This window comes from Pseudoalteromonas sp. TAB23, assembly GCF_000498075.1.
GTDB lineage: Bacteria > Pseudomonadota > Gammaproteobacteria > Enterobacterales > Alteromonadaceae > Pseudoalteromonas > Pseudoalteromonas arctica.
Window position 1 is genome coordinate 18,769 of record NZ_AUTP01000133.1, and the last position, 25,253, is coordinate 44,021.

29 protein-coding genes and 1 pseudogene are annotated in these 25,253 nt (G+C 39.9%); 16 read left to right on the forward strand and 14 right to left on the reverse strand.

Going from position 1 to position 25,253, the window contains the following annotated elements:
- Positions 1–21: 21 nt before the first annotated feature.
- From L654_RS0104915 to L654_RS0104945, 7 genes are all read right to left on the reverse strand, one after another.
- Positions 22–1,521, reverse strand: a complete 1,500-nt coding sequence (locus L654_RS0104915) for an RNA polymerase factor sigma-54 (protein WP_007580303.1) — start codon at positions 1,519–1,521, stop codon at positions 22–24.
- Between the two features lie 69 nt (positions 1,522–1,590).
- The gene (gene lptB / locus L654_RS0104920; RefSeq protein WP_007580304.1) at positions 1,591–2,316 is read right to left on the reverse strand and encodes an LPS export ABC transporter ATP-binding protein; all 726 of its coding nucleotides are present in this window, start codon (positions 2,314–2,316) and stop codon (positions 1,591–1,593) included.
- Positions 2,313–2,858 carry a lipopolysaccharide transport periplasmic protein LptA gene (gene lptA, locus L654_RS0104925; RefSeq protein ID WP_007580307.1) on the reverse strand — a complete coding sequence of 182 codons (546 nt, stop codon included), beginning with the start codon at positions 2,856–2,858 and terminating at the stop codon, positions 2,313–2,315. Before lptA ends, lptB begins: the two co-directional genes overlap by 4 nt.
- A complete protein-coding gene (gene lptC / locus L654_RS0104930; protein ID WP_024607450.1) occupies positions 2,848–3,402 on the reverse strand; it encodes an LPS export ABC transporter periplasmic protein LptC in 555 nt (184 codons plus the stop codon). Before lptC ends, lptA begins: the two co-directional genes overlap by 11 nt.
- Positions 3,399–3,950, reverse strand: coding sequence for a 3-deoxy-manno-octulosonate-8-phosphatase KdsC (gene kdsC, locus L654_RS0104935; RefSeq protein WP_024607451.1), 552 nt, complete (start codon positions 3,948–3,950; stop codon positions 3,399–3,401). Before kdsC ends, lptC begins: the two co-directional genes overlap by 4 nt.
- Complete coding sequence (locus tag L654_RS0104940; RefSeq protein WP_024607452.1) at positions 3,951–4,922, reverse strand: KpsF/GutQ family sugar-phosphate isomerase; 972 nt, start codon at positions 4,920–4,922, stop codon at positions 3,951–3,953.
- A gap of 3 nt (positions 4,923–4,925) precedes the next feature.
- Complete coding sequence (locus L654_RS0104945) at positions 4,926–5,894, reverse strand: calcium/sodium antiporter (RefSeq protein ID WP_024607453.1); 969 nt, start codon at positions 5,892–5,894, stop codon at positions 4,926–4,928.
- A gap of 255 nt (positions 5,895–6,149) precedes the next feature.
- Here L654_RS0104945 and L654_RS0104950 point away from each other — a divergent pair, with 255 nt between their 5' ends.
- The 7 genes from L654_RS0104950 to murA are packed head-to-tail and all read left to right on the forward strand — an operon-like array spanning position 6,150 to position 10,814.
- Positions 6,150–6,965: an ATP-binding cassette domain-containing protein gene (locus L654_RS0104950; RefSeq protein WP_076915496.1), complete on the forward strand. Its 816-nt coding sequence runs from the start codon at positions 6,150–6,152 to the stop codon at positions 6,963–6,965.
- Positions 6,965–7,744, forward strand: a complete 780-nt coding sequence (gene mlaE / locus L654_RS0104955) for a lipid asymmetry maintenance ABC transporter permease subunit MlaE (protein WP_002957949.1) — start codon at positions 6,965–6,967, stop codon at positions 7,742–7,744. Before L654_RS0104950 ends, mlaE begins: the two co-directional genes overlap by 1 nt.
- 13 nt (positions 7,745–7,757) lie before the next feature.
- Positions 7,758–8,306, forward strand: a complete 549-nt coding sequence (mlaD, locus tag L654_RS0104960; protein ID WP_002957950.1) for an outer membrane lipid asymmetry maintenance protein MlaD — start codon at positions 7,758–7,760, stop codon at positions 8,304–8,306.
- Positions 8,307–8,311: 5 nt separating this feature from the next.
- Complete coding sequence (locus L654_RS0104965) at positions 8,312–8,992, forward strand: ABC transporter substrate-binding protein (RefSeq protein ID WP_024593998.1); 681 nt, start codon at positions 8,312–8,314, stop codon at positions 8,990–8,992.
- On the forward strand, positions 8,985–9,278 hold the full coding sequence (locus tag L654_RS0104970) for an STAS domain-containing protein (protein WP_010554274.1): 294 nt from the start codon (positions 8,985–8,987) through the stop codon (positions 9,276–9,278). The genes L654_RS0104965 and L654_RS0104970 overlap by 8 nt, the downstream gene beginning before the upstream one ends.
- Positions 9,279–9,283: 5 nt before the next feature.
- The gene (locus L654_RS0104975) at positions 9,284–9,541 is read left to right on the forward strand and encodes a BolA family protein (protein WP_002957953.1); all 258 of its coding nucleotides are present in this window, start codon (positions 9,284–9,286) and stop codon (positions 9,539–9,541) included.
- 13 nt (positions 9,542–9,554) lie between these two features.
- Entirely contained in the window at positions 9,555–10,814 is a 1,260-nt protein-coding gene (murA, locus tag L654_RS0104980) for a UDP-N-acetylglucosamine 1-carboxyvinyltransferase (protein ID WP_007580318.1), read from the forward strand.
- 100 nt (positions 10,815–10,914) lie between these two features.
- Here murA and L654_RS0104985 read toward each other — a convergent pair whose 3' ends face one another.
- From L654_RS0104985 to L654_RS0104995, 3 genes are all read right to left on the reverse strand, one after another.
- On the reverse strand, positions 10,915–11,997 hold the full coding sequence (locus L654_RS0104985) for a trypsin-like peptidase domain-containing protein (protein WP_024590199.1): 1,083 nt from the start codon (positions 11,995–11,997) through the stop codon (positions 10,915–10,917).
- A gap of 102 nt (positions 11,998–12,099) precedes the next feature.
- Complete coding sequence (locus L654_RS0104990; protein WP_024607454.1) at positions 12,100–13,452, reverse strand: Do family serine endopeptidase; 1,353 nt, start codon at positions 13,450–13,452, stop codon at positions 12,100–12,102.
- Positions 13,453–13,583: 131 nt separating this feature from the next.
- Positions 13,584–14,027, reverse strand: coding sequence for a YhcB family protein (locus L654_RS0104995; RefSeq protein ID WP_007580324.1), 444 nt, complete (start codon positions 14,025–14,027; stop codon positions 13,584–13,586).
- A gap of 134 nt (positions 14,028–14,161) precedes the next feature.
- On the opposite strand from L654_RS0104995, the gene zapE reads away from it, so the two are divergent.
- The 8 genes from zapE to L654_RS0105035 all read left to right on the forward strand — a co-directional run bounded on the left by zapE (position 14,162) and on the right by L654_RS0105035 (position 20,682).
- Positions 14,162–15,250: a cell division protein ZapE gene (gene zapE, locus L654_RS0105000; RefSeq protein WP_010554277.1), complete on the forward strand. Its 1,089-nt coding sequence runs from the start codon at positions 14,162–14,164 to the stop codon at positions 15,248–15,250.
- A 285-nt stretch (positions 15,251–15,535) separates the two neighbouring features.
- Positions 15,536–15,964: a 50S ribosomal protein L13 gene (gene rplM, locus L654_RS0105005; protein ID WP_007378318.1), complete on the forward strand. Its 429-nt coding sequence runs from the start codon at positions 15,536–15,538 to the stop codon at positions 15,962–15,964.
- An 8-nt stretch (positions 15,965–15,972) separates the two neighbouring features.
- Positions 15,973–16,365 (forward strand): 30S ribosomal protein S9, encoded by a 393-nt coding sequence (gene rpsI, locus L654_RS0105010; RefSeq protein WP_024590200.1) that lies wholly within the window; start codon positions 15,973–15,975, stop codon positions 16,363–16,365.
- 580 nt (positions 16,366–16,945) lie between these two features.
- A complete protein-coding gene (gene petA, locus L654_RS0105015; RefSeq protein WP_024607455.1) occupies positions 16,946–17,527 on the forward strand; it encodes a ubiquinol-cytochrome c reductase iron-sulfur subunit in 582 nt (193 codons plus the stop codon).
- Entirely contained in the window at positions 17,527–18,792 is a 1,266-nt protein-coding gene (locus L654_RS0105020) for a cytochrome b N-terminal domain-containing protein (RefSeq protein WP_007580335.1), read from the forward strand. The genes petA and L654_RS0105020 overlap by 1 nt, the downstream gene beginning before the upstream one ends.
- A complete protein-coding gene (locus L654_RS0105025; RefSeq protein WP_007580337.1) occupies positions 18,789–19,538 on the forward strand; it encodes a cytochrome c1 in 750 nt (249 codons plus the stop codon). The genes L654_RS0105020 and L654_RS0105025 overlap by 4 nt, the downstream gene beginning before the upstream one ends.
- An 80-nt stretch (positions 19,539–19,618) precedes the next feature.
- Positions 19,619–20,245, forward strand: a complete 627-nt coding sequence (gene sspA / locus L654_RS0105030) for a stringent starvation protein SspA (protein ID WP_002957965.1) — start codon at positions 19,619–19,621, stop codon at positions 20,243–20,245.
- Positions 20,245–20,682, forward strand: a complete 438-nt coding sequence (locus L654_RS0105035; protein ID WP_007580339.1) for a ClpXP protease specificity-enhancing factor — start codon at positions 20,245–20,247, stop codon at positions 20,680–20,682. The genes sspA and L654_RS0105035 overlap by 1 nt, the downstream gene beginning before the upstream one ends.
- A 59-nt stretch (positions 20,683–20,741) precedes the next feature.
- On the opposite strand, the pseudogene dolP reads toward L654_RS0105035, so the two are convergent.
- The 4 genes and pseudogenes from dolP to L654_RS0105055 form a co-directional block, all read right to left on the reverse strand.
- A pseudogene (gene dolP, locus L654_RS01000000125505) lies at positions 20,742–21,310 on the reverse strand (division/outer membrane stress-associated lipid-binding lipoprotein).
- Positions 21,303–21,896, reverse strand: coding sequence for an SIS domain-containing protein (locus tag L654_RS0105045; RefSeq protein WP_002957968.1), 594 nt, complete (start codon positions 21,894–21,896; stop codon positions 21,303–21,305). Before L654_RS0105045 ends, dolP begins: the two are co-directional and overlap by 8 nt.
- Before the next feature lie 32 nt (positions 21,897–21,928).
- Positions 21,929–22,300, reverse strand: a complete 372-nt coding sequence (locus L654_RS0105050; protein ID WP_024607456.1) for a YraN family protein — start codon at positions 22,298–22,300, stop codon at positions 21,929–21,931.
- Positions 22,301–22,319: 19 nt separating this feature from the next.
- The gene (locus L654_RS0105055; protein ID WP_024607457.1) at positions 22,320–24,197 is read right to left on the reverse strand and encodes a penicillin-binding protein activator; all 1,878 of its coding nucleotides are present in this window, start codon (positions 24,195–24,197) and stop codon (positions 22,320–22,322) included.
- A gap of 61 nt (positions 24,198–24,258) precedes the next feature.
- Between L654_RS0105055 and rsmI the strand changes: the two genes are divergently transcribed.
- Complete coding sequence (rsmI, locus tag L654_RS0105060) at positions 24,259–25,116, forward strand: 16S rRNA (cytidine(1402)-2'-O)-methyltransferase (protein WP_024607458.1); 858 nt, start codon at positions 24,259–24,261, stop codon at positions 25,114–25,116.
- The last annotated feature ends 137 nt before the right edge of the window (positions 25,117–25,253 follow it).

Genomic DNA, 25,253 nt, shown 5'->3' on the forward strand with positions numbered 1-25,253 from the left:
ATTACCCTCTTTTTTTGCGTCTTAAATCAAACTTTTACGCTGATTTGACGGTGGAATAGCCAGAGATTCGCGGTATTTTGCGATTGTACGTCTCGCTACTTTAATTCCTTGCTCAGCCAATATATCCGCTATTTTGCTATCACTCAATGGTTTTGCTGAGTTTTCTGCTGCGATTAATTTTCGGATAAGCGCACGGATTGCTGTAGATGAACATTCACCACCGTTTTCGGTGCTTACATGGCTTGAGAAAAAATATTTAAGCTCAAATATACCACGGGGTGTGTGCATATACTTTTGGGTTGTTACGCGCGAAATTGTTGATTCGTGCATTTCTACCATTTCAGCAACATCATTTAAAACCATTGGTTTCATGGCTTCAGGACCGTGTTCAAAAAAGCCTTGTTGTTGCTTAACAATACAATTTGTTACTTTTAATAGCGTGTCGTTTCTACTTTCTAAGCTTTTAATAAACCATTTAGCTTCTTGTAAATGCGAGCGAATAAACTGGCTGTCACCACTGGATTTTACAGTGCGAGACATTGCAGCGTATTGGCTATTAACACGAATTTTAGGCATGCTATCTGGGTTTAACTCAACAACCCAGCGGCCTTTAATTTTTTTAACTGACACATCGGGAATAACATACTCAGATTCTTCTCTTACAATAGTATCTGCAGGTTTAGGGCTAAGAGTATGTATTAATGTCATTACTTCTTTAAGCTCTTCTTCTTTGAGCTTAGTTTTCTTCATTAATGTACGATAGTCACGAGCAGCTAATAAATCAATATGCTCGGTTAAAATCATTTTTGTTTCATTAATGTAAGGTGTTTCTTTATCAAACTGGTTAAGCTGAATACACAAACACTCTTGTAAACTACGTGCAGCAATACCAACAGGATCAAACAGTTGGATGCGTTTTAATACAGCTTCAATTTCATCAAGTTCGACTTCGTTATCATCTTCGTTTTCTTGATTAAAGCTTTCTAAAATCTCTTCGCAGCTTAGTGTTAAAATACCTGAATCATCGACGGCTTCTACAATAGCAATAGCAATAGCTTCGTCTGTAGGGCTAAATGGCGTTAGTTGTAACTGCCACATTAAATACTCATGGAGCGTTTCAGTAGAGGCGCCTTGGTATATTGATTCGTCTTCAGGCATCGGACCCGATGATGCTGCTGGGGCGGCACTCATGTACTCATCCCAACTAACATCCATAGCCATGTCGTCACTTAGCGTGTCTTTTGCAAGTGCTTCACCACTATCTTGTTCGTATTCGCTTGGAGCATCATCGGCAGATGCGCTAACAGTTATGTCATCTGTATCTGCTTTTTGCTCGTTTTTACCTGCAGCGTCTTCTGAATAGTCTGCTTCTTCAACCTCTAATAGCGGGTTGCTGTCGAGAGCTTCTTGTATTTCTTGCTGGAGATCCAATGTACTGAGTTGCAACAAACGAATAGCTTGTTGCAGCTGTGGAGTCATTGTAAGTTGCTGGCCCATGCGCAGCTGTAGTGATTGCCTCATGTATCTCTAACAATCCTTTTATGTTGTTATAATTAATACTAGCAGATGCTTAAAGACATGGCGTAAATGTTACAGCCTAAATTGCTCGCCTAAGTAAACATCGCGTACTGTTTTATCATTTAATACGTGTTCTGGAGTACCTGATGCAATCAGCTCCCCATGAGAAACAATGTAGGCTTTTTCACAAACATCAAGGGTTTCTCTTACGTTATGATCGGTAATTAATACACCAATCCCACGATTTTTAAGATGTTCTATTATTTTCTTTATGTCTAATACCGAAATCGGGTCAACACCTGCAAATGGTTCATCCAGTAATATAAATTTAGGATCTGCTGCCAGCGCACGTGCTATTTCAACACGACGACGTTCGCCACCCGACAATGCCATACCTTGGCTATCACGAATGTGTTGTATGCTAAATTCATCTAATAATTTATCGAGAGTGTCTTCTCTAGCTTGTTTATTTAACTCTTTGCGCGTTTCTAAAATGGCCATTAAGTTTTGATAAACAGTCAGCTTTCTGAATATTGAAGACTCTTGCGGTAAGTAGCCAATGCCTAATCTAGCACGACTATGCATAGGTAAAAGAGTAATATCGTTATCGTCTATCGATATTTTACCTTTGTCGCTAGGTACAAGTCCTACTATCATATAAAACGTGGTGGTTTTACCTGCGCCGTTAGGGCCAAGTAAGCCAACAATACTGCCAGCTTTGACTTCAAGGCCGACGTTTTTTACAACTTCACGGCCTTTATAACTCTTTGCTAATAGCTCTGCTTTTAATGTGCTCATGGTTGACCTTTGTCGCTTTTTTTACTTTTTTTAGTCTCGATTGGTACTAAAATTGTGTGAACGCGGTCAGTTGAGTTTTCATCTTTTTCGGCACTGATTAGCTGCTGCTCTATATCGTAGGTAATGCTTTTAGCATTTATTTTTTGTCCCGCTTGCGATACTTGTGCATTACCAACAAGCGTTAAAAAACGCTTAGATACATCATAACGCACTTCGTCAGCACTGGCGCTCATAGTCGTGCCATCTGATTGCTTTTCTTCAAAGTGCGCAGGGCTACCTGTAGCAATTAATAATTGTTTATTATCACCAAGTTCATCGCGTTTATGTACTTCTAAGCGGTCGGCTGTGATACGGCGGTTACCGTGAATAATTTCAACGTTTTTCTCAAAAATCCCGACATTAGCTTTTAATTGACCTTCTTGCTTATCGGCGCTTATTGAAATTTGATTTGCAGTCGGTTGCGTGTTTTGCTCTGCAGCACTACTATTAAACGCTAGTATAAGTGTAGGAATAATAAGTGATTTTAATATTTTATTGGTCATAATATATGGTTCGCGTATGGTTAATTAGTTTTATCACTTCGGTTTTTAAGTCGGCTTCTAGGCCTTTACCAGTGATTTTTAAATTGGGCCCAGTGATGATAACGGGTTGCTCCGAACGCATTGTTAATAGCTTTATATCTACCTGAATATTATCAGCATTGATTTTGTCTATCATGGCGTTATCGGTTAAGTTTTTGGCAACCACATTGCCTTCTAAAATTAATTGTTTGTCTTCGTATAATGTTGCTTCGTCTGCATTTATTTGCCACGTTTGCTTTTCGTTATATAAAGTAAAAATAGGTTTTTCAAAAAACGTAAAACCTAATTGTTGATATAGCTCCATTTTAGCCGCAGTAACTTTGTGGCTAATTTTACCTTGTTCGTCATAGGCTGTTTGTTTGAGTTCTATGGCTATGTAATCAGGCTTGGCAATAACTTCAGGCTCAGGCTGAGGTACAATATTTGTTTGTGTAAAATAAGGGTACCAAAGCCAAACCATACAGCTAATGAATAAAACGCTTAATATTATGCGCGCTGCATTCATGAACTAGTGCCTTGTGTAGTCAATGCTTTACCATTTTCAAGCATAAGTAAGTCGGTGAGCTCTCTTACTGCACCAAAGCCGCCAGGCATTTGCGTTACATAGTGTGATAAACGTTTAATAAGTGGATGGGCATCATTTACTGCAACAGCAAAGCCGACTAATTCCATAACGGGCATGTCAGGACCATCATCACCGATATAAGCAATTTGTTCATCGCTAAGGTTGAGTTTGTCTTTTAATTCTTGATAGGCAATGAGCTTATTTTCTTGGCCTTGATAAATATGCTGTACGGTTAAGCTGCTCATACGTTGTTGCACTATTTGTGAATGACGACCAGTAATTACAGCCACTTCAAAGCCACTGTTTATAAGCGCTTTAATGCCAAAACCATCTTTTGTATTAAATGCTTTTAGCTCTTCACCTTGATTACCAAGATAAATACGGCCATCAGAAAATACACCATCAATATCGCATATAAGTAGCTTTACTTTTTTAGCGCGTGCTTTTGCACCATCGCTCAGCGGTTGATAGAGTTCTTCAAATTGCATTTATAACACTCCTGCTTTTAATAGGTCTTGCATGTTTAATGCGCCAATAGGTTGGTTTTTCTCATTGACGACGATTAAGCCATTTATACGTTTGTGTTCCATAATATTAAGCGCTTCAGCAGCCAAAATATCTTGTGTAGCCGTAGTACATGACTTAGTCATAACAACATCTATTTGTGTTGTATGAATATCAATTCTTTGCTCTAAAATACGACGCAAATCGCCATCGGTAAATAATCCCACGAGCTGCTGATTTTCATCAACAATGGCTGTCATACCTAGCCCTTTAGCTGACATTTCAATAAGGGCATCTTTAACTGTTTGTGAAACGCTAATAATAGGTGTATTTGCGCCGCTGTGCATAACATCTTTTAAAGTAAGTAATAAGCGCTTGCCTAAACTACCACCTGGGTGAGATAGCGCGAAGTCATCAGCTGTAAACCCGCGAGCTTCTAATAATGCAACTGCCATGGCATCGCCCATCGCAAGCGTTGCAGTGGTACTTGATGTAGGAGCTAGACCCAATGAACAGGCTTCTTTTTCTACTTTAATACACACATGTACATTAGCAAGGGTCGCCATGGTTGATTGCGTATTGCCAGTCATCGATATCATTTTGGCACCAAGTCGTTTTAAAACCGGAATGATATTTAAAACTTCGCTGGTCTCCCCTGAATTAGAAATAAGCATAACCACGTCATTTTTAGTGATCATACCTAAATCACCATGACTTGCTTCACCAGGGTGAACAAAAAATGCTGGACTGCCAGTGCTTGCAAGGGTTGCCGCTATTTTATTGCCAATATGACCTGACTTACCCATACCAATGACAATAATACGGCCTTCGCAGTCGTACATTAATTGGCACGCGTTATGAAAATTTTCATCTACATATTGTGCAATATCACTAAGTGCTTGGCGTTCAACATCTAAAACGCGAAGGCCTTGTTCAATAAAATTTAGCGTTGCCATCATTTACCCTACTTGACTAAAAATATACCCTTGGTAACCCAAAAACGCTATTAGCAATAAGCCGCCTTCTACTCTATTGATACGTTGGGTGCCTCTAAAGTTCAATGACATAATAATAAGAGCAAGTGTTGCGCCAATCATAATTAATACGTCTCTGCTTACTAATGATGGGTCAATGGCTGAAGGGTTAATAATACCGGCAAGTGGTAATACCGCTAGAATATTAAATATGTTTGAGCCAACAATATTACCTAGTGCTAAATCATCTTCATTTTTAAGTACACCTGCAACCGAAGCGGCAAGTTCAGGCAAACTAGTACCGATGGCAATAATTGTTAAGCCAATGACTAAGTCGCTTAAGCCGAAGTATTTAGCAATATCGACAGCCGAACCTATTAAAAAATGAGAACTAACAGGTAGGAGTATCATGCCGACAACTAACCAAAATACCGCTTTTTTCGTAGGTACATCGTTTGGTACATCGTCGCAGGCTTCTGACACAAATGGATCATCTTGGTTTTTTGCACGCATAGATACAATAATTAACCCACCGATGAATACGATAAAGCCAACCAAAAGTGCAACACCTTCATTAAATGAAAAGTAGTTATCTGAGAACACATACCAAGTAGCTAAAGATACGAGCATCACTAATGGCATTTCACGTTTTAATGTACTTGATGAAACTGAAAGAGGGCGAAATAGAGCAGTGATACCTAACACAAGTAAAATGTTTGTAATATTAGAGCCAACAGCATTGCCAACCGCTGTGTCGGTTTTGTTAGCCAGAGCGGCAGAGGCTGAAACCATCATTTCGGGTGCTGAAGAGCCCATAGCTACCACGGTTAAACCAACAATAAGTGTAGGTACACCAAAGTTTTTAGCAAGAGCCGCAGCGCCATAAACAAACCTGTCTGCACTCCAAACAAGAGCTGCAAAACCAAGAATTAAAATAACAAACGAGGTAACCATTGTGTTAAGCCAGTTATACAAAATACGGATGGCGCGAATAGTAACAAAAGCCAAGATGAAAGTATAAATAAAAGAGTAAGGTCAACTACGTAACAATGCTGCTTTTAAACAGCTAATTTAAAAATTTAAGCCGGGGTTAAGCTGTTTTGAGCGAGTCTTATAATCCTTTTCATGGGTGTATTACAAAATCTTACGAATTGTTTTTTCCATCTTTGACAAAAAAGCTTTAAAATAGGTGCACTAGTGAACATTTTTATGGAGAGCGACTTGTCGCAATCAATAGTAGAAGTCAAGGATGTTAGCTTTTCGAGAGGCAATAGAACTATATATAAAAATATGAGTTTTAGCGTTCCTAAAGGTAAAATTACTGCGATCATGGGGCCAAGCGGAATTGGCAAAACCACTATGTTGCGTTTAATTGGTGGTCAGCTTAAACCAGATTCAGGTGATATTTTATTTGAAGGTGGCAGCATTCCTAAAATGTCTCGTAAAGAGTTATACGAAGCACGTACTAAAATGAGCATGCTTTTTCAAAGTGGTGCGCTGTTTACTGATATGTCGGTATTTGACAATATTGCGTTTCCTATAAGAGAGCACACAAAGCTAAGTGAAGACCTTATCCGATTAGTTGTATTAATGAAATTGCAAGCGGTTGGGCTACGTGGCGCTAAAGATTTAATGCCCTCTGAGTTATCGGGCGGTATGGCAAGACGTGCTGCACTTGCGCGCGCTATAGCACTTGATCCAGAGCTAATCATGTACGATGAACCATTTGCAGGACAAGATCCTATTTCGATGGGCGTATTGGTTAAGCTAATTAAGTCGCTTAACGAAGTATTGGGTTTATCGTCTTTAATTGTGACACACGATGTGACAGAGGTAATGAGTATTGCCGATCACGTTATAATTATCGCCGATCAAGGTGTAATTGGTTGTGGTACTCCTGATGAAATGCGCAATCATGAATCTCCTTTAGTTCAACAGTTTTTAAAAGGCTTGTCGGATGGTCCAGTACCATTTCATTTTCCGGCTCAAGCTTATGCAGATGAACTGCTTGGAGAAAAAGCATAATGTTGGATTTATTTCAAAAGCTAGGGCATAAAACGCTAGGACGTTTTGCGGCTCTTGGCCGTTCGGCTTATATGCTGTTTAGTGCGCTTGCGCATGTTCCTAATTTTAAAAAAGGCACACCGTTACTTGTTCGCCAACTTTATATGGTGGGTTCGCAATCGTTACTCATTATTATGGTGTCGGGTTTGTTTATCGGCATGGTATTGGCGTTACAAGGTTACACCGTATTAGTTGGTTATGGCGCTGAGGATAGTTTAGGGCCGTTAGTGGCACTGAGTTTATTGCGAGAACTGGGCCCGGTTGTTACTGCATTACTGTTTGCAGGACGCGCAGGTAGCGCATTGACTGCTGAAATTGGCTTAATGAAAGCAACAGAGCAACTTTCATCACTTGAGATGATGGCAATCGATCCGCTAAAACGTATTATTGCACCGCGCTTTTGGGCGGGTTTTATAAGCATGCCATTGCTTGCATTGATATTTTCAGCCGTAGCAATCATAGGCGCTCATTTAGTGGGTGTAGATTGGCTGGGGGTTGATACAGGTAGTTTTTGGTCAATCATGCAATCACAAGTGTCGTTTCAGCAAGACATACTAAACGGTATTATTAAGAGTTTTGTATTTGCCATAGTGGTGACCTGGATTGCGCTTTATAAAGGATATGACTGTGTGCCGACCTCAGAAGGGATCAGCAAAGCAACCACCGAAACGGTTGTTCATTCGTCATTAGCAGTTTTAGGTTTTGACTTTATTTTGACAGCGGTAATGTTTACCAGCTAATAGGGTATAGATAATGAATTCACGGAAATTAGAAATTTTAGTTGGTTTTTTTGTAGCACTTGGCATTTTAGCTTTTGCAATGCTTGCACTTAAAGTTGCCAATTCAGGTATTAGTGGCTCTGGCGAAACATATACGCTTAATGCCAAGTTTGAAAACATCGGCTCGTTAAAAGCGCGTGCACCGGTAAAAGTAGGTGGTGTTGTAATTGGTCGTGTTGAATCAATTTATGTTCACCCACAAGAATTTTTACCAGTCGTTAATATGACTATTGATGCACAGTACTTATGTCGCTTTTCAGACACAAGCTCAATCTCTATTTTAACGTCGGGTATTTTAGGTGAGCAGTACTTAGGTATTCACCCTGTAATTTCTCCAGATTCTGCTAAGCAACGTTGTTTAGGCGAAACAGTGACTGAAAACAAGCAAGATGAAGCAATTGACGATTTATTTGGTGTGGAAAGCAAAGCACTAGGTGATGGCGATTCAATTACTGATACTAAGTCTGCCATTGTACTTGAAGAATTAATCGGGCAGTTTTTATTCAACCAAGGTAGTGAGTAATTATTATGTTGAAAAAGTTTTTAGCTATTGTAGCAATTAGCACAATGACGCTAACTCAAAGCGTAAGTGCAGCAGATGTGAAATTAATCGATCCAAATAAAATGGTACGCCAAGTTGCCGATAATACATTTGCACGTATTAAAAAAGATCAGCCATTAATTGTTAAAAATCAAGAGCATCTTCGCGTAATCGTTGAAGAAGAATTAATGCCTTATATCGACTACAAATATGCAGCACTTCGCGTACTAGGTAGTGAAGTATCTAAAGTACGTGCAATTACCGACGAAGCTGAAAAAGCCAAAGCAATTAAAGAAATTCAACGCTTTATTGGTGTGTTTAGAGAGTATTTAGTTGCTACTTATGCAGGTGTATTCACTCAATATACAAACCAGAAAGTTGAGTTTGGTGCAGAACAAGCATTTAAAGGCAAAGATGTCGTTGTCGTTAAAACTAAAATTATTGAAGATGGTAAACCTGATATCAGAATCGATTTTAAAGTACGCGAAGACCGTGACGGTGAATGGCGCGCGTACGATATGATTGCTGAAGGTATTAGTTTACTAGATGCAAAACAAAGTGAGCTACAAGGTATTTTGCGTCAGCAAGGTATTGATAATGTAAGTAACCTTTTAGAGCAAAAGAGTCAGCTACCAGTTCAGTTTAGAGGCAGTAACTCGAATGACTAAATTGGCAATAAGCCAAGTTGATGGACAACATTTTCGAGTAAACGGTGAGCTTACTCGAAATTCAATTGGCGATGAACAGCTTCTGAACAACAAGCTATTAACCAAGCATAAAATCATCTATTTCGACCTAAGTGGTGTATCTAGGGTTGACACAGCGGGCTTAGCTTGGTTAATTCACTCTTTTGCAGAATTAAAGCAGCAAGGCATTCGCCTTGAATTGCAAAACCTACCTGAGCAATTGCAAAATTTAATGCAATTGGGTCAGGTTACAACCCTATTTGAGTGAGAGTTATGGAAACTAGCCAAGTCGAAACATTATTACGCGAAGAACTTCAATTAGCTGAAGTACATGTAAAAGCCAATGGTAGTCATTATGAAGTTGTTGCAGTAGGTGAATGCTTTGACGGTTTAAGCCGAGTTAAAAAGCAGCAGCTAGTTTATGGCCCATTAATGAATACAATTTCAGATGGCACAATTCACGCAGTATCTATTCGTGCATTTACTCCTGTAGAGTGGAAGCGTGAACAAAAATTTATTTTACCGCAATAAATAGGGCCTCTTAATGGATCAATTTGTAATTCAAGGTGGTACTTCACTTGCTGGTGAAGTGACTATTTCTGGCGCTAAAAATGCCGCACTTCCTATTTTGTTTGCTTCATTATTAGCTGATGGAAAAAGTACATTTACTAATGTACCGCGCCTTCGCGATATAGTGACCACTGAAGCCTTATTAAAAACTCTAGGCGCTGATGTTAATTGGCACGGCGATACGCTAGTGATTGACGGCGCAACGGTTAATAAAACATTAGCGCCATACGACTTAGTTAAGCAAATGCGTGCCTCTGTACTTGCATTAGGCCCTTTAGTTGCTCGTTTTGGTGAAGCTCAAGTGTCTTTACCTGGTGGGTGTGCTATTGGTGCTCGCCCTGTTGATATACATATTCAAGGTTTGGAGCGCATGGGCGCACAAATAAACGTTGAAAATGGTTATATTAATGCCAAGGTAAACGGTCGCTTAAAAGGCGCTGAAATCTTTATGGAAATGGTAAGCGTAGGCGCTACCGAAAATCTATTGATGGCAGCAGCCCTCGCTGATGGTAAAACCATACTTGATAACGCTGCACGCGAGCCCGAAATAATTGATTTAGCTAACTGCTTAATTGCTATGGGCGCTAAAATTACGGGTGCAGGCACTAGCCGCATTGAAGTTGAAGGCGTTGAGCGTTTAGCAGGATGCGAGCACAGCATTTTACCAGATAGAATAGAAACAGGTACGTTTTTAGTCGCTGCAGCAATGGCAGGCGGTGAAGTACTTTGTAAAAACACTGACTTTCATTCTCTTGAGCCTGTGATTGAAAAGCTACGTGCAACAAATGCACACTTAGAAGTACATAACGACAGTATTTATCTTGATATGCGTGGCCGAGAACTGAGAGCCGTGAATATTAAAACAGCTCCACACCCAGGTTTCCCTACGGATATGCAAGCTCAGTTTACAGCATTGAATGTAGTAGCAAATGGTAGTGCAACGATTACAGAAACGATTTTTGAAAACCGTTTTATGCATGTACCAGAGTTACAGCGTATGGGTGCTAATATTCGTTTAGAAGGGCATACCGCAATTTGTGGTGAGACTGAGAGCTTAACGGGCGCGCAGGTGATGGCAACCGACCTACGCGCTTCAGCTAGCTTAATCTTAACGGGTATAGTGGCACAGGGTGAAACGGTTGTTGACCGTATTTATCACGTTGATAGAGGCTATCAGCGCATTGAAGATAAGCTAAGTGCGTTGGGTGCAAATATTAAACGTCGAAGTAGTTAAGTAGATATTTAACTAGCTAAGCTATTTTAAAAAGGTCGGATACGCAAATTGCTATCCGACCTTTTTATTGACGATTTATGCAGGTTAGTATTATTTTTTATTAAAGCTTTGTTTCAAGCTCAGCTACCACCACCATGATTTTTTCTATTTTACCATTCCGGTAAAGCTCAAATTCTATTTCTTTACCTGGTTCTGTATTACCTATTTCTTCCAGCACTTTTTGTGGATTTGCTACCGAAAGCCCTGCAATTTTAATAACAATATCTTGCTCTTCAATACCCGCTTGCCATGCTGGTCCCAAAGGGTCTAAGTTAGTAATACGCATGCCAGTAACTGGGGTTAGGCTGTCGTTCACTTCTTTGCCGGTACTATCTACTGCTGTGCCTTCAAAGCCTAAATAGCCGCGCACAACGCGACCATGACGAATGAGCTTACCCATTACTTTTTTAGCAAGTGAGTAAGGAACCGCAAAGAATATTCCTTGAATATTCAAGTTCTCACGCGTTTTAAACTGCGCAGAAGTAATGCCAACTAAATCACCATTGGAGTTAACTAATGCGCCGCCAGAGTTGCCCACATTAATAGCCGCATCCATTTGCAATAAGTTATTGTACGGACTGTCTGTAATTTTTTGCTTACCCGTTGCGCTAATAATGCCTTGCGTGATTGTTTGGCCTAAATTAAGCGGGTTACCTATGGCAAGTACAACATCGCCTACATTGGATACATAGCTATCATTTACAGGAATTACCGGGAGGTGATCTGCATTGATTTTAAGTAAGGCTAGATCAGTAATAGTATCAAAACCAATTAGCTGTACATCAAAAAAGCGTCTGCCATCGGTTAGAATAACCATAATTTGATCTGCATTATTAACAACATGGTAGTTGGTAAGAATGTAACCGTCTTGCGACATGATGACGCCAGAGCCTAGCTCTTGTACCGTGTTTTTTCTTTTATAACGAGGTTCTTTGGAAATACTTTCTGAAAAAATAGTAACCACAGAAGGAGCTGCTCGTTTAACTGCATCAGAAAAACTCAGGTGACTCGAACTCATTGCGCTTGGTAGGGGAACATTTGGAAGTAAAGCAGCTCGCATATTAGGGCTGAAAAAAACCACTAAAAAAGCAATACTTAGGCCTGCAAATAAAGGGGGAAGAATAAATTTTATTAGTTTCAGCACGATTTTCTTATTATGTAAGTGAGCAATCTCTTTATGATGACATAAAAAAAATAACAGCGGCAAGTGCCACTGTTATTTTTATTACATTAATAGTGCTATTTATTACTGAATTAAAATAAATATAGACTCACGACCACGTTGCACGCCAAGTACTATATTACCTTTTGTACTGTCGATGATTTTATTCATGTCGCGAATCGTTTCAACTCGTTGACGATTCACTTGCATAATAATATCGCCTTCTTCAAGGCCAACACGGGCAGACGGTGAGCGAGGATCTACTGAAGTAACCTCAACACCTTTATTACTGTTTTTTTGTACATTTTCAAGTGTCGCGCCTTGGAATGCAGGATGCAGCTCTTCACCGGTCGCTGTAACACCTGATGCACCATCAAGAGTTACTTTCACTGTTTTAATTTTACCATCGCGGTAAATGCCAAGTTTTATTTCGCGGCCTTCACCTAGCGTAGCAATTTTGCTACGTAGTTCATGGAAGCCACTAATGTCGCCACCGTTTATGCTAACAATAACGTCACCAGCTTCAATTCCAGCCTTACTTGCGGCAGTGTCGTCCATTACTTGCATTACATAAGCACCTTGTTTGACATCAAGTTGCTGTGCTTTTGCAAGTCCAGCATCAAGTGGACGACCAGAAATGCCTAACGAGCCTCGACGCACTTCACCATGTTCAATAATTTGATCGACTAGATTTTTCATCATATTAGATGGAATCGCAAAACCAATACCCACGTTGCCGCCAGAAGCACCTAAAATAGCGGTATTAATACCAATCAACTCACCATTGAGGTTAACTAAGGCACCGCCAGAATTACCTTGGTTAATAGCTGCGTCGGTTTGAATGAAATCTTCGTAGCCCTCAATGTTTAAACCACTTCGGCCAAGAGCACTAACAATACCTGATGTAACTGTGTGGCTAAGGCCAAATGGGTTACCAATAGCGACAGCAAAGTCACCCACCCGTAAATTATCTGAGTTAGCGAGTTTGACTTCAGTTAAGTCATCAGCGTCTATTTGTAAAAGAGCGATGTCTGATTCTGTGTCAGTACCAATTTTAGTAGCTTCAAATTCACGGCCATCTTCGAGAGTAACTACCATTTTTTCGGCGTCTTGGATTACGTGGTTATTAGTCACTACATAGCCCTCATCAGCATCAATAATGACCCCAGAACCTAATCCACTAAATTGGCGTTTTTGGCTACGAGGCTGCTGTTGTCCAAAAAAGTATTCGAGTGGATCTGCGCGGCGGCGTACTTCTTTAGAGCCTGAAACTTGGATACTTACAACACCAGGAGATATTTTCTCTAGCATGGGGGCAAGAGTGGGTAGTTGTTGACCATTTACTGCAATTGGCATTTTTGCATAAGACGCTACAGGGCTCATTAATAAGCTTGTAGATAGAATAGCTGCGCTGATAAGTGATAATTTCATTTTCATAGTCAGGGGTAACTCCACTTAAGATAAAGCAAAAACAAAAAGGGCTACTTTAAAAGCAGCCCTTTTTGGTTTATTAAGATAAAACAACAAAGCTGTTATATCTAAAGACTATGGGGTCTAAAAAAAGTTCATCAAGATACTTTAGAATGTTCTGAAACTTTATTTTGACCAGCAAATAAACCAGATTCACCCGATACATAATCAGCTGGTTGCGCTGCGGCTGAAGAACGATCTGAACGACGTTCTTTTAAAGACGCTTGTAGTTGTTCTGTTGTTTCTTTAGAAAAATAAGGTTCTGCTGGTGCTTTATTTCTATCTTCTAAAAGAAGTTGGTTTGTTTCTTCAACGTGACTAAGCAGTTGGTCATAGTTTTCTTTCATTTTATTTACGAGCTTGCCAGTATTCGCTAAATGATCAGCGACATCTTGACGATACTGCTCTAACGCATTTTCAGCTTGCTCTGCCTGCTCTTTTAATTCATCTTGTTTGAATTGTTTTTTAGTAACAAATGCGCCAATAAAAAATGCTACAACAGCAGCAATAACAATTAAACCTACCCACATAACTGTGCCCATAAAAACTACCCCTTTGGGAAAATAACTAACGAATGCCGATTCAATTATAAATCATACTAAGTGTAATATACCCCGAGTTATGATGCGTGTTAATATGCTTTGCAAATTAAACTGTGTTTTAACTGTAAATAGATATGACTCCTTGGCAAACATACCAACAAGACTTAAAGCGAGATGACTTTGTACACGACGCAGCACAAGAAAATGCTGTGCGCCATTTACAACGTCTATACGATGACCTAACTCAGGCAAAGCCAAAACAAAAAGGTTTTTTTGCTAAGTTATTTAGTAAAGATGAACCTGCGCCTATAAAAGGTTTGTACTTTTGGGGTGGAGTAGGGCGTGGTAAAACTTATTTAGTTGACACTTTTTACGAATCACTACCGGGCACACGTAAAATGCGCGTGCACTTTCATCGATTTATGCACCGAGTGCATAATGAGCTTAAAAAGCTAAACAATACGGCTAATCCATTAGAAAAAATAGCCGACACTTTCAAAGCTGAAACAGACATAATTTGTTTTGATGAGTTTTTCGTTCAAGACATTACCGATGCTATGTTGCTAGGTGGCTTAATGGAAGCGCTATTTGCACGGGGTATAGTACTTGTTGCTACATCTAATATAGTGCCTGATGAGCTTTACAGAAATGGCTTGCAGCGTGCCCGCTTTGTCCCTGCTATAGAACTGGTTAAGCTCAATACAGAAATAGTTAATGTAGACTCAGGTATTGATTATCGGTTGCGTACCTTAGAGCAAGCCGAAATTTTTCATAGTCCGTTAGATAAAGAAGCGGATAAAAACCTATTTGAATACTTCGATAAGCTATCGTCAGAGCCTGGACAATTAGATGAGCCGATAGAGATAGAAGGTCGTTTAATCAAAACGCGAAAAGTAGCTAAATGCGTGGTGATGTTTGAGTTTAGTGAATTATGCGAAACAGCGCGTAGTCAGGTTGATTACATGGAGATTAGCCGCTTATATAATACGGTGATTATTTCTAACGTAAAACAGCTTGGGCAAACTAATGATGATGCCGCTAGACGCTTTATTGCTTTAGTGGATGAATTTTACGAGCGCCATGTAACTTTAATTATATCGGCTGAAAAACCTATTACCGAACTTTATACCCAAGGTAATTTAAACTTTGAATTTAAGCGCTGTATAAGCCGTTTGCAAGAAATGCAGTCTCTAGAGTATTTAGCTAGAGAGCATTTGGTTTAAATTAGTAGGTAAAAGTGTAATAGGTTAGCCATTAAAAATAAGAGGTGCATATATAGTACTTCTTATTTCTAAAATTTCTTGTGGAAAAAACAACCGGCGAGTAGCAATGTGTTTTAAGTGCTGGTATACTCCCGCGTCTGCCACGTTGCGTTCTATGCCCTCATATAGTCTAGCCACTTGTGAGCGGCGCAAAAGTCTAAAACTCGAAGGGGTTATAGCAAACTTAGAGCAGTAGTTAATATTAACTACTTGTGGTTTTAATTGAAAAACATTGGATTTTTATAAATGAAAACGTTTGTTGCTAAACCAGAAACAGTAAAACGTGACTGGTACGTAGTTGACGCTGAAGGTAAAACTTTAGGTCGCATCGCTACTGAAATCGCTCATCGCCTACGCGGTAAGCATAAAGTTGAATATACACCGCACGTAGATACTGGTGATTATATCATCGTTATCAACGCTGAAAAAGTTACTGTAACTGGTAACAAATTCAAAAACAAAGTGTACTATTCACACTCTGGTTTTCCAGGTGGTCTTAAGTCTACTACTTTTGATAAACTTCAAGCTGCAAAGCCTGAAATGATCATCGAGAAGGCTGTTAAGGGCATGTTGCCACGTGGTCCTTTAGGCCGCGCTATGTACCGTAAACTTAAAGTTTACACAGGTACTGAGCACAACCATGCTGCACAACAGCCTCAGGTTCTAGACATTTAAGGAGCACCATCATGGCAAATCAATACTACGGTACAGGTCGTCGTAAAAGTTCAAGTGCTCGCGTATTCTTACGCCCAGGCACTGGTAACATCGTAATCAACAAACGCTCTCTAGAAGAGTATTTTGGTCGCGAAACAGCACGCATGGTTGTTCATCAAGCTCTTGAGCTAGTTGATATGACTGAAAAATTTGACCTTTACATCACCGTTTCTGGTGGTGGTACAACTGGTCAAGCTGGTGCTATCCGTCATGGTATCACTCGTGCACTTATGGAGTTTGACGAATCATTACGTTCACAACTTCGTAAAGCAGGTTTTGTTACACGTGATGCACGTAAAGTTGAACGTAAGAAAGTGGGTCTTAAGAAAGCGCGTAAGCGTCCACAGTTCTCAAAACGTTAATCTATACGTTATCAAGAATTCAAAAACCCAGCTTATGCTGGGTTTTTTGTTTTCAAATCAAAATTTTTACATTTGCAACTTAATATAAAGTTATTTATATCGACGGTGATACTGGGTGATTGCAGCAATTAATGATGATCAAATTGATTAATAACTGCGTATTAATCAAACGAAAGTTAAAAAACACTCAGATAGCTGCAAAAAAGTTAAATAATTATCGTAATTAGTTTAAATCCATCAGTTAATTGGTGGAATTTTTTGCTACAATTGGCATTGAAGTAAAATGAGTGAGTTTAACCGCACTATGTACAGTTTTTACTGTTTCCTCTTAGTGGTGTTGATCTTGGTCAGTATATTGTTTTTACAGAAGCGTTATTATAGTCGTTCGGCTTTATTCTCGAGCTTACTTAATCAAATTTTGATCAAGTTAGTTTTATTCGAGCATAGGGCTTTGAATAACCTTGTTTTAATCAAGGGTTTTAATTATGATCGCTTCTATTTTAAAAATTCGAATAATTAACCTGCTGTAACTGATGTTCTCAATATAGCAAGTGTTGAGAATCATAGTGGAGATAAGTGGATGAGCAATGCGCCTGTAGACAATGGCCGACGTCGCTTTTTAACCATAGCTACCTCTGTTGTAGGTGGNGCTGGGGCTGCTGTTCCTTTTATTGCGTCTTGGAATCCAAGTGAGCGAGCTAAATCTGCGGGTGCGCCTGTAGAAGTAGATATCAGCAAACTTGAACCGGGACAATTAATACGTGTCGAGTGGCGTGGTAAACCTGTATGGGTTGTATCACGGACCCCAAAAATGCTTGAGCAAATGAAAGAACATGAAGGTCAACTTCGTGATCCGCATTCGCAAGAGCCACAACAATTAGAATCATCAACAAATGATTACCGTTCATTACGTCCAGAAATCTTTCTGGCTGTAGGTATTTGTACGCATTTAGGGTGTTCACCTGGCTTTTTCCAAGGTAACTTTAGTGAGAAAGTTGAAGGAACCGATGATGGCTTCTATTGCCCATGTCATGGTTCTAAATTTGATATGGCTGGCCGTGTATTTCAATCGGTACCTGCTCCATTAAACTTAGAGATACCACCTTATACTTTTCTTGATGAGACCACTATTTTAGTGGGCGAAGAAAAAGGGGCAGCCTAATGTTTGGTAAGATTATTGGTTGGATAGACGACCGTATCCCAATGACACGTGTTTGGAACATGCATATTGCACAGTATCCAGCACCTAAAAACTTTAACTTCTGGTACTTTTTTGGCTCATTAGCCATGTTGGTACTAGTAAACCAAATCCTAACAGGTATTTGGTTAACGATGAACTTTGTTCCGTCTTCTGAAGGCGCATTCGCTTCAGTAGAATACATCATGCGTGATGTAGAATATGGCTGGTTATTACGTTACTTGCACTCAACCGGTGCATCAGCGTTTTTCATCGTTGTATATATGCATATGTTCCGTGGCATGATCTACGGTTCTTATCAAAAACCACGTGAGTTACTGTGGTTATTTGGTATGTTTATTTTCTTAGCGCTAATGGCTGAAGCATTCATGGGGTATTTATTACCATGGGGGCAAATGTCGTTCTGGGGTGCACAGGTAATCATCTCCTTATTCGGGGCTATTCCGGTTATTGGTGATGACTTAACACTTTGGATCCGTGGTGACTATGTAATATCAGGTGCAACGCTTAACCGCTTCTTTGCATTACATGTAATTGCACTACCACTGGTTATTGTAATCTTAGTTTTCTTACACATTGTTGCTCTACACGAAGTGGGTTCAAATAACCCTGAAGGTATTGAGATTAAACGTAAGAAAGGCTCAGTAGCTGAAGAAGATAAGCCTAAATTTAAATTTCATGAGTATTACACTGACAAGAAAGATATTGTTGATGCGATACCGTTCCACCCTTACTACACAGTTAAAGATATTGTGGGTGTGGTTGGTTTCTTAATATTGTTCTGTTGGGTTGTTTTCTTTATGCCAGCGATGAATGGCTTCTTTTTAGAAGGTCCAAACTTCGAGGCAGCTAACCCACTTAAAACACCTGAGCATATTTTCCCGGTTTGGTACTTTACGCCATTCTATGCAATCTTACGTGCAATCCCTGATAAGTTAATCGGTGTTGCGGCGATGGGTGCATCGATTGTGGTACTTGCGTTACTACCTTGGGTAGACCGTGGTAGAGTTAAATCGGTTCGTTACCGTTGTGGTTTCCATAAATGGAACATTGCAGGTTTTGTTGTAACTTTCGTTCTTCTAGGTTGGGTGGGTGCAACTCCACAAACTGATATGAAAACGATTATTTCTCAAATCTGTACTGTGACTTACTTTATGTTCTTCGTACTGTTGTTTGTATACAGTAAGAACGAAAAAACTAAGCCATTGCCAGAGAGGTTAACGAAATGATGAAGAAGCTTATTATTGGTTTATTTGCTTTATCAGTAAACTTGTTGCCGAACATGGTTATGGCAGCGGGTCCATCGGTTCCTTTAATGGAAGCGAACAACGACCTTACTGATCAACCATCTTTACAACGCGGTGCAAAGTTGTTCATGAACTACTGTCTTGGTTGTCACCAAATGCAGTATCAACGTTATGAACGTACTTTTCGTGATATCGGTATCCCAACAGAGGTTGGTTTAGAGCAGTTGATTTTTGACGGTTCTAAAGTTGGTAGTCATATTACTAACGCGATTACAAAAGACGATGCAGCAAAATGGTTTGGTGCGGCTCCGCCGGATTTAACTCTAATTGCTCGTGTAAAATCACCAGATTATATTTACACGTACTTAAAATCGTTTTATAAAGATGAATCTCGCCCGTTTGGGGTTAACAACATTGTTTTCCCATCGGTAGGTATGCCTCACGTTCTTCAAGAACTACAAGGTTTACCAACACCTATCACTAAAGAAGTACAAGAGCATGGTCACACTGTGACTAAAGTTATTGCTACTGAAACAGATGGTACGGGCGAATTAAGCATAGATGAATACGACCAAGCGGCTCGTGATTTAACAAACTTCCTTGAGTACGTGGGTGAACCTTCACGTCTTGAATCGGAAGCGCTAGGTATTAAGGTAATAGGATTTTTAATTATCCTGTTTATCTTGGCATTTATGCTTAAGAAAGAATACTGGAGAGATGTTCATTAGGTTGAACATTTTTAAAGGTAATTTTGCAATAGGGGCTTAAGCCCCTTTTGCTGTTTTAGTTATTTAATGGAGGTATAGGCATGGCCGTAGCTGCCAATAAGCGCCCTGTAATGACCCTTTTTTCTGGTGCTAACTGTATGTATAGCCACCAAGTACGTATTGTACTTGCGGAAAAAGGTGTAAGTGTAGATATTCATTTGGCTGAAAAAGATAACTTGCCAGAAGCACTTCACGAAATTAACCCTTACGGTACAGTGCCAACACTGATTGACCGTGAGCTTGGTTTATACCAGGCAAACATCATCATGGAATACCTTGATGAACGTTTTCCTCATCCTCCACTAATGCCTGTTTACCCGGTAATGCGTGGTCGTAGCCGCTTAATGATGCATCGTATTGATACTGATTGGTACAGCCTAGCTGACAAAATCAGTAACAACACGTCAGACGCTGCTCAAGCTCGTAAAGAGCTAACAGAAGCATTGCTTGCTGTAGCACCTATTTTTAGCGAAGCACCTTACTTTATGAGTGAAGAGTTTAGCTTAGTAGACTGTTATTTAGCTCCACTATTATGGCGTTTACCAGAGTTTGGTATTGAGCTTAATGGTGCAGGTTCTAAAGAGCTTAAAGAGTACATGATCCGTTTATTTGAACGTGAGTCATTCCAAGCCTCTTTAACTGAAGCTGAGCGTGAGATCCGTTTATAATGACGCCTAATCGTCCTTATTTATTACGTGCTTTTTTTGATTGGATAGTCGATAACGAGTGTACACCGCATTTAGTGGTAGACGCTGGATTTGCAAATGTACAAGTGCCAACACAATTTGTTCAAGACGGACAAATTGTTTTAAACATAAGTCCATCAGCGGTCACACAGTTTTCGTTAGACTTAACCCAACTTAGCTTCAGTGCGCGCTTTGGTGGTCAGCCAATGCAAGTGTATGTACCCCTAGGTGCTGTGCTTGCAATATACGCGCGTGAAAATGGCGAAGGAACAGTCTTTACCGCAGATGAGTTTTTAGAGGACGAAGACGATTTTGTGCCAGAGCTTGAAAGTGTTGATTCATCAGCTGAGTTTATTGATGAAACACCACCAGAAAAGCCTGAGAAGAAAAAAGGCTCTCATTTACGCGTTATTAAATAATAAGTAAATGCCAAAAAAAAACCGCTGAATAAGCGGTTTTTTTATGTCTGTATTTTGCTTTACATATATTCAAATACTTTAATTACACGCTCTACGCCAGAAACATTGCGGGCAATATTTACAGCTTGAGTTGACTCAGAGTCAGATACTAAGCCCATTAAAAAAACTTCAGCATTTTCTGTCACTACTTTAATGTTATTACTGCTAATGTCTTTTGCTGTTAGTAGCTGGGCTTTTACTTTAGAAGTTAGCCAAGAGTCGTGAGTTTGTGTAGTAATGCCAGTATTTGAGCCAATACGAATTTGGTTATGTATCTTACGAATACCTGAAACGCCCTCAATAGTGCGCTGCGCTTCGCTTCTCATTTCTTCGTTAGATACTTGGCCAACAAGTAAAACAATACCGTTGACGCTTACAGCGCTTATATTGGCAAACTTTTCAAGACGTTCTACTTCGCTAAGTGCAATACTGGCTTTTATTTCAATATTGTTATCGTCAATTTGAGAGCCAATAGTACGGCGATCGTTCGCTGCAGTTACTGCACTGGCTGTACCNCTGCAACAACAGCGGCTGCGCAGCCTTGCAGTAATACAACAGTACCTAAAACAATAAGAGAGCGTTTAAACATAATTTTCATCCTGAGGGAAAAGCGTTAAATCAACAAGTTCGCTTAAACAATGTAAGTTAACTAAATGGGATTCGATAATGCGGCTAGGGCGTTTAGATGGCGATCTAATTTCAACATCGTTAGGTCCAAGTAGGCCTACCAACTCGCCACCATCATCACCAACCATAACTATGACCTTCATATCTTTAGTTAGTGCAGCTTCAACGGCAGAAATAACATGTTTTTCGTTACCGTTTATAGCCAGTACAAGCAATAAATCACCTTGTTGGGCAAAAGCGCGGACTTGGCGAGCAAATGTATCGTGATCGTCTACTTGAGTACTTTGCCCCAGATTAACGTTTTCTTGCGATAGAGCAATTGCAGGTAAGCAGGGACGTTCGGTTTCATAATGATTAACCAACACACCCGCCATATGCTGAGCGAGCATGTGGCAATTTGCAGTACCGCAGCAAATGAGTTTATTTCCGTTGATCAGACTTTGTGCAATAGTAAATGCAGCTGACTCAAGAGCACTAGGTAGCACTTCACCAGCAGCGATTTGAACTTGAATGCTTTCTGTAAAAATTTCTTTAATTGTGTCTTGCATAGCCTACCAATAATTTATCTTTGTATTTGCGTTTAAAATACATTTTTAAGCCAATTAATATTAGAAGATGCTTCTCCTGTAATGGCTACATAATCAATTCTTAGAGCTTGGTTAGTTAAATTTTTAGCTGCTAAGTAATGATAAATACTACGTTTTAATCGAGCTTTTTTTTGTGGACTAAGCGCATAGTTGGCACCGCCACGAGCATTATTTTTGCGAAACTTAACCTCAACGAATACAAGGGTATCGCCTTCTTTCATAATGACATCAAGCTCACCAAAGGGGCAGTAATAATTACGTTCAATGGGGGTTAGCCCTTGAGTAACTAAGTATTTTTGCGCTTCAAGCTCATAATACTGGCCTTTTTCGCGACTATTGTGCCACAGCTCTTTAAACCACGACATGCCGCCCCCTTAATTAAGTTTAATTGATAGTTTGTATGTCACCCGCTGATTGCATAAACAATGGTACAGGGCGTTGTGTTTCTAATTGCACAGGCTTAATGCGACGGTTTGTATATTGAGCCCAGTCGAGCGTGCGTTCTATATGGCCGCTGGTATTAACAGATAACTTACCGCTTAAACCACTATATTGATTTCCTGGCATTACGCTTAACTGCCTGATGTCATGTAATATTGATACAGCATCGTACGCCATTGCAAATAAGCGTTGGCTAATATCTACTTGCTCTGGCCATAACGAATCATACTGCTGGCGTAAGTTATGTTGTTTAATTTGCGAATCGAGCATCCACGGCAATTCAGTGAAGTATAGGCCGTCTAAGTCGCCTTTGTCAGTACTGTCAATTTGTTTACTATGACTTTTAGAGCTGGCATAAAGTGGAATACGATCTGCAAATGTACTTACGTTTACATCAAGGTAAGGTTTAATTAAGCGTGTTTCTATTGCATCACCCAAAATATAAATAACGTCTATATCACTACGCGAACGGGTTTCGTTTTCTACTTCCTGTTTAAATAGTGCTTTAATTGTTTTTATGCGCTCTTTTGATTTATCAACTTCTAACAAGCTGGTAATTGTATTAGGCATATCTTTTTTATCGTTATAAAAACCTATTTGCGGCTTGGTTTCGCTATAGCGTTGCCACTGTAAGTTAAAGTAATCAACCAAGCGTTGGCCATTTGCGTTATTTGGTGCAAGCAGCATAGGTTTTTGATAGCCCTTAGTTAAAAAGTGTTCTAAGGCTTGTTGTACTTCGTGCTCAGGGTTTAGTGCAAAGTAATAATGCTGAAGCGAAATTCGCTCACCATCAAAGGTGTTTAAATGCAGTACCGGAGTATCAATAAGAGTTTGTGCATTGGCAAGTTTATCAATATTTGCTTTAAGTAGAGGACCAATTACAAAGTCAGGCTTTATTTCTTCAAGTTGCGCTGCAATTTCTTCTGTACTTAGGTTTTCATCAATAAAAATAGTGTCGTTGATATTTTGCGTATCAAGTGCAGCTAATACGCCAGCTTTAAGGGCATCACCTAAACGTTCGTTAGGGCCCGATTGTGGAAACAGCACAACTAAGCGCTCTATATTAATAGGAGCAAGCTCAGTAAGCATTTCATCTTGTTCAGGTAATACAGTAAAAGCCGGATGCCCAATATAGCGTCTGCGCCAATTGTTGATCGCTTGATCTAACTCTATGCCACTACTTGCATATACTTGATGATATAACGCTAGGTTAGCCCACCCTTGCTGAATAACCGAACCACGGTTAAAACGTTCAAGCGCGTAAGAAGAAAGTTGCTTTAAGTTATCCCACAAATTTTGATTAAGTTGAGGGATTTCTATATTATTTTTTGTTGCTGTTTCAGAGGCTCTAAAAAAGTAGGGTGCAGCTTTTTTAGGAAAATTTTGCGATGCGTAAATGCTGGCCGTTAAAAACTGATGCCAAGCAAAATGCTCTGGTTGAGTCAGTTGTCCGTCTAGCGACTGTAAAATAACCAAAGCTTGATCATTTTTATTCTGTTGTTTTTGTGCAAATGCAATATAAAGACGGTTCTGGATTTGATCAACACTTGCGGTTAATTCAAGCTCATTCCCAATTATCTCTAATAAAGGCCAGTTTTGCTCACTAATTGCTGCATCACGGGCGCTATACAATAACTGTATTTTATCGGCACCTTGGCGGTTTTGCGCCAATTGATAGATAGATTGCGCACTGGTTGCCTGATTTTGCAGTGCATTAGTGCGGTTACTTACGTTATCGCTGTTTTTAGTTGGTTTTTCGGTTGTGCTACACGCCGATAACCCTGACAATATAATTAATAGACTAACTAGTTTAAGTCGCACAATGATTTCCCAATACGTTAACGCGATTTGCTTATATTACTGACTGACGCAGGAGACCTCAATGTTAAATGAGGAGAATTCACAGAAAATTGGCACTCTTTACATTGTTGCCACCCCAATTGGCAATTATGACGACTTAAGTCACCGCGCCATTGCGACATTATCGCAAGTTGACTTAATAGCTGCTGAAGACACTCGCCATACCGGCAAGCTACTTAGCCACTTTGGAATTAAGGCAAAAACGTTTGCATTACACGACCACAACGAAAAGCAAAAAGCACAACAAATTATTGATCAACTTAATCAAGGTTTAAATATTGCTTTAGTATCTGACGCTGGTACACCGCTAATTAGTGATCCAGGCTACGCTGTTGTAAATCTATGTCGCGAACAAGGCGCTCATGTTACACCTGTTCCAGGTGCATGTGCTGCAATTACAGCCGTATGTTGTTCAGGCTTACCAACTGACCGCTTTCAGTTTATTGGTTTTACGCCAGCTAAAAGCAAAGCTCGCCAAGACTTTTTTATCGAAGCTGTTAACTCAGGTATCACCAGCATAATGTACGAAAGTACACACCGTATTATGGCAAGCCTTGATGATTTAGCACTAGCCCTTGGTGATGAGCAGCAAGTTGTGTTTGCTAAAGAGCTAACCAAAACCTTTGAAACATTTTTTAATGGTAGTGTAAGTGAGCTTAAACAGTTTTTAACTGATGATCCTACCAAGCAGCGCGGCGAAATAGTGCTTATGCTTCCGGGCAAACCAAAGCAAATAGACGATGTTCCGCCTGAAGCGCGCAAAATGCTGGCACTTCTTGAGAGTGAAATGCCAATGAAAAAGGCCTGTGGCGTTGTAGCCGAATACTTTGGTATGAAGAAAAACGCTTTATATAAAACAATTATTGAAGAAAAAGAGTAAATTTTACTGCGCTTGGTATTAGCCTCATGTATACTGTGCGCCGAGTCAGCCAAGATGATCGCTGCCTGTGACGAAAATGATCAGGGGGAGGAAAGTCCGGGCTCCATAGGGCAGAGTGCCAGCTAACGGCTGGGGGG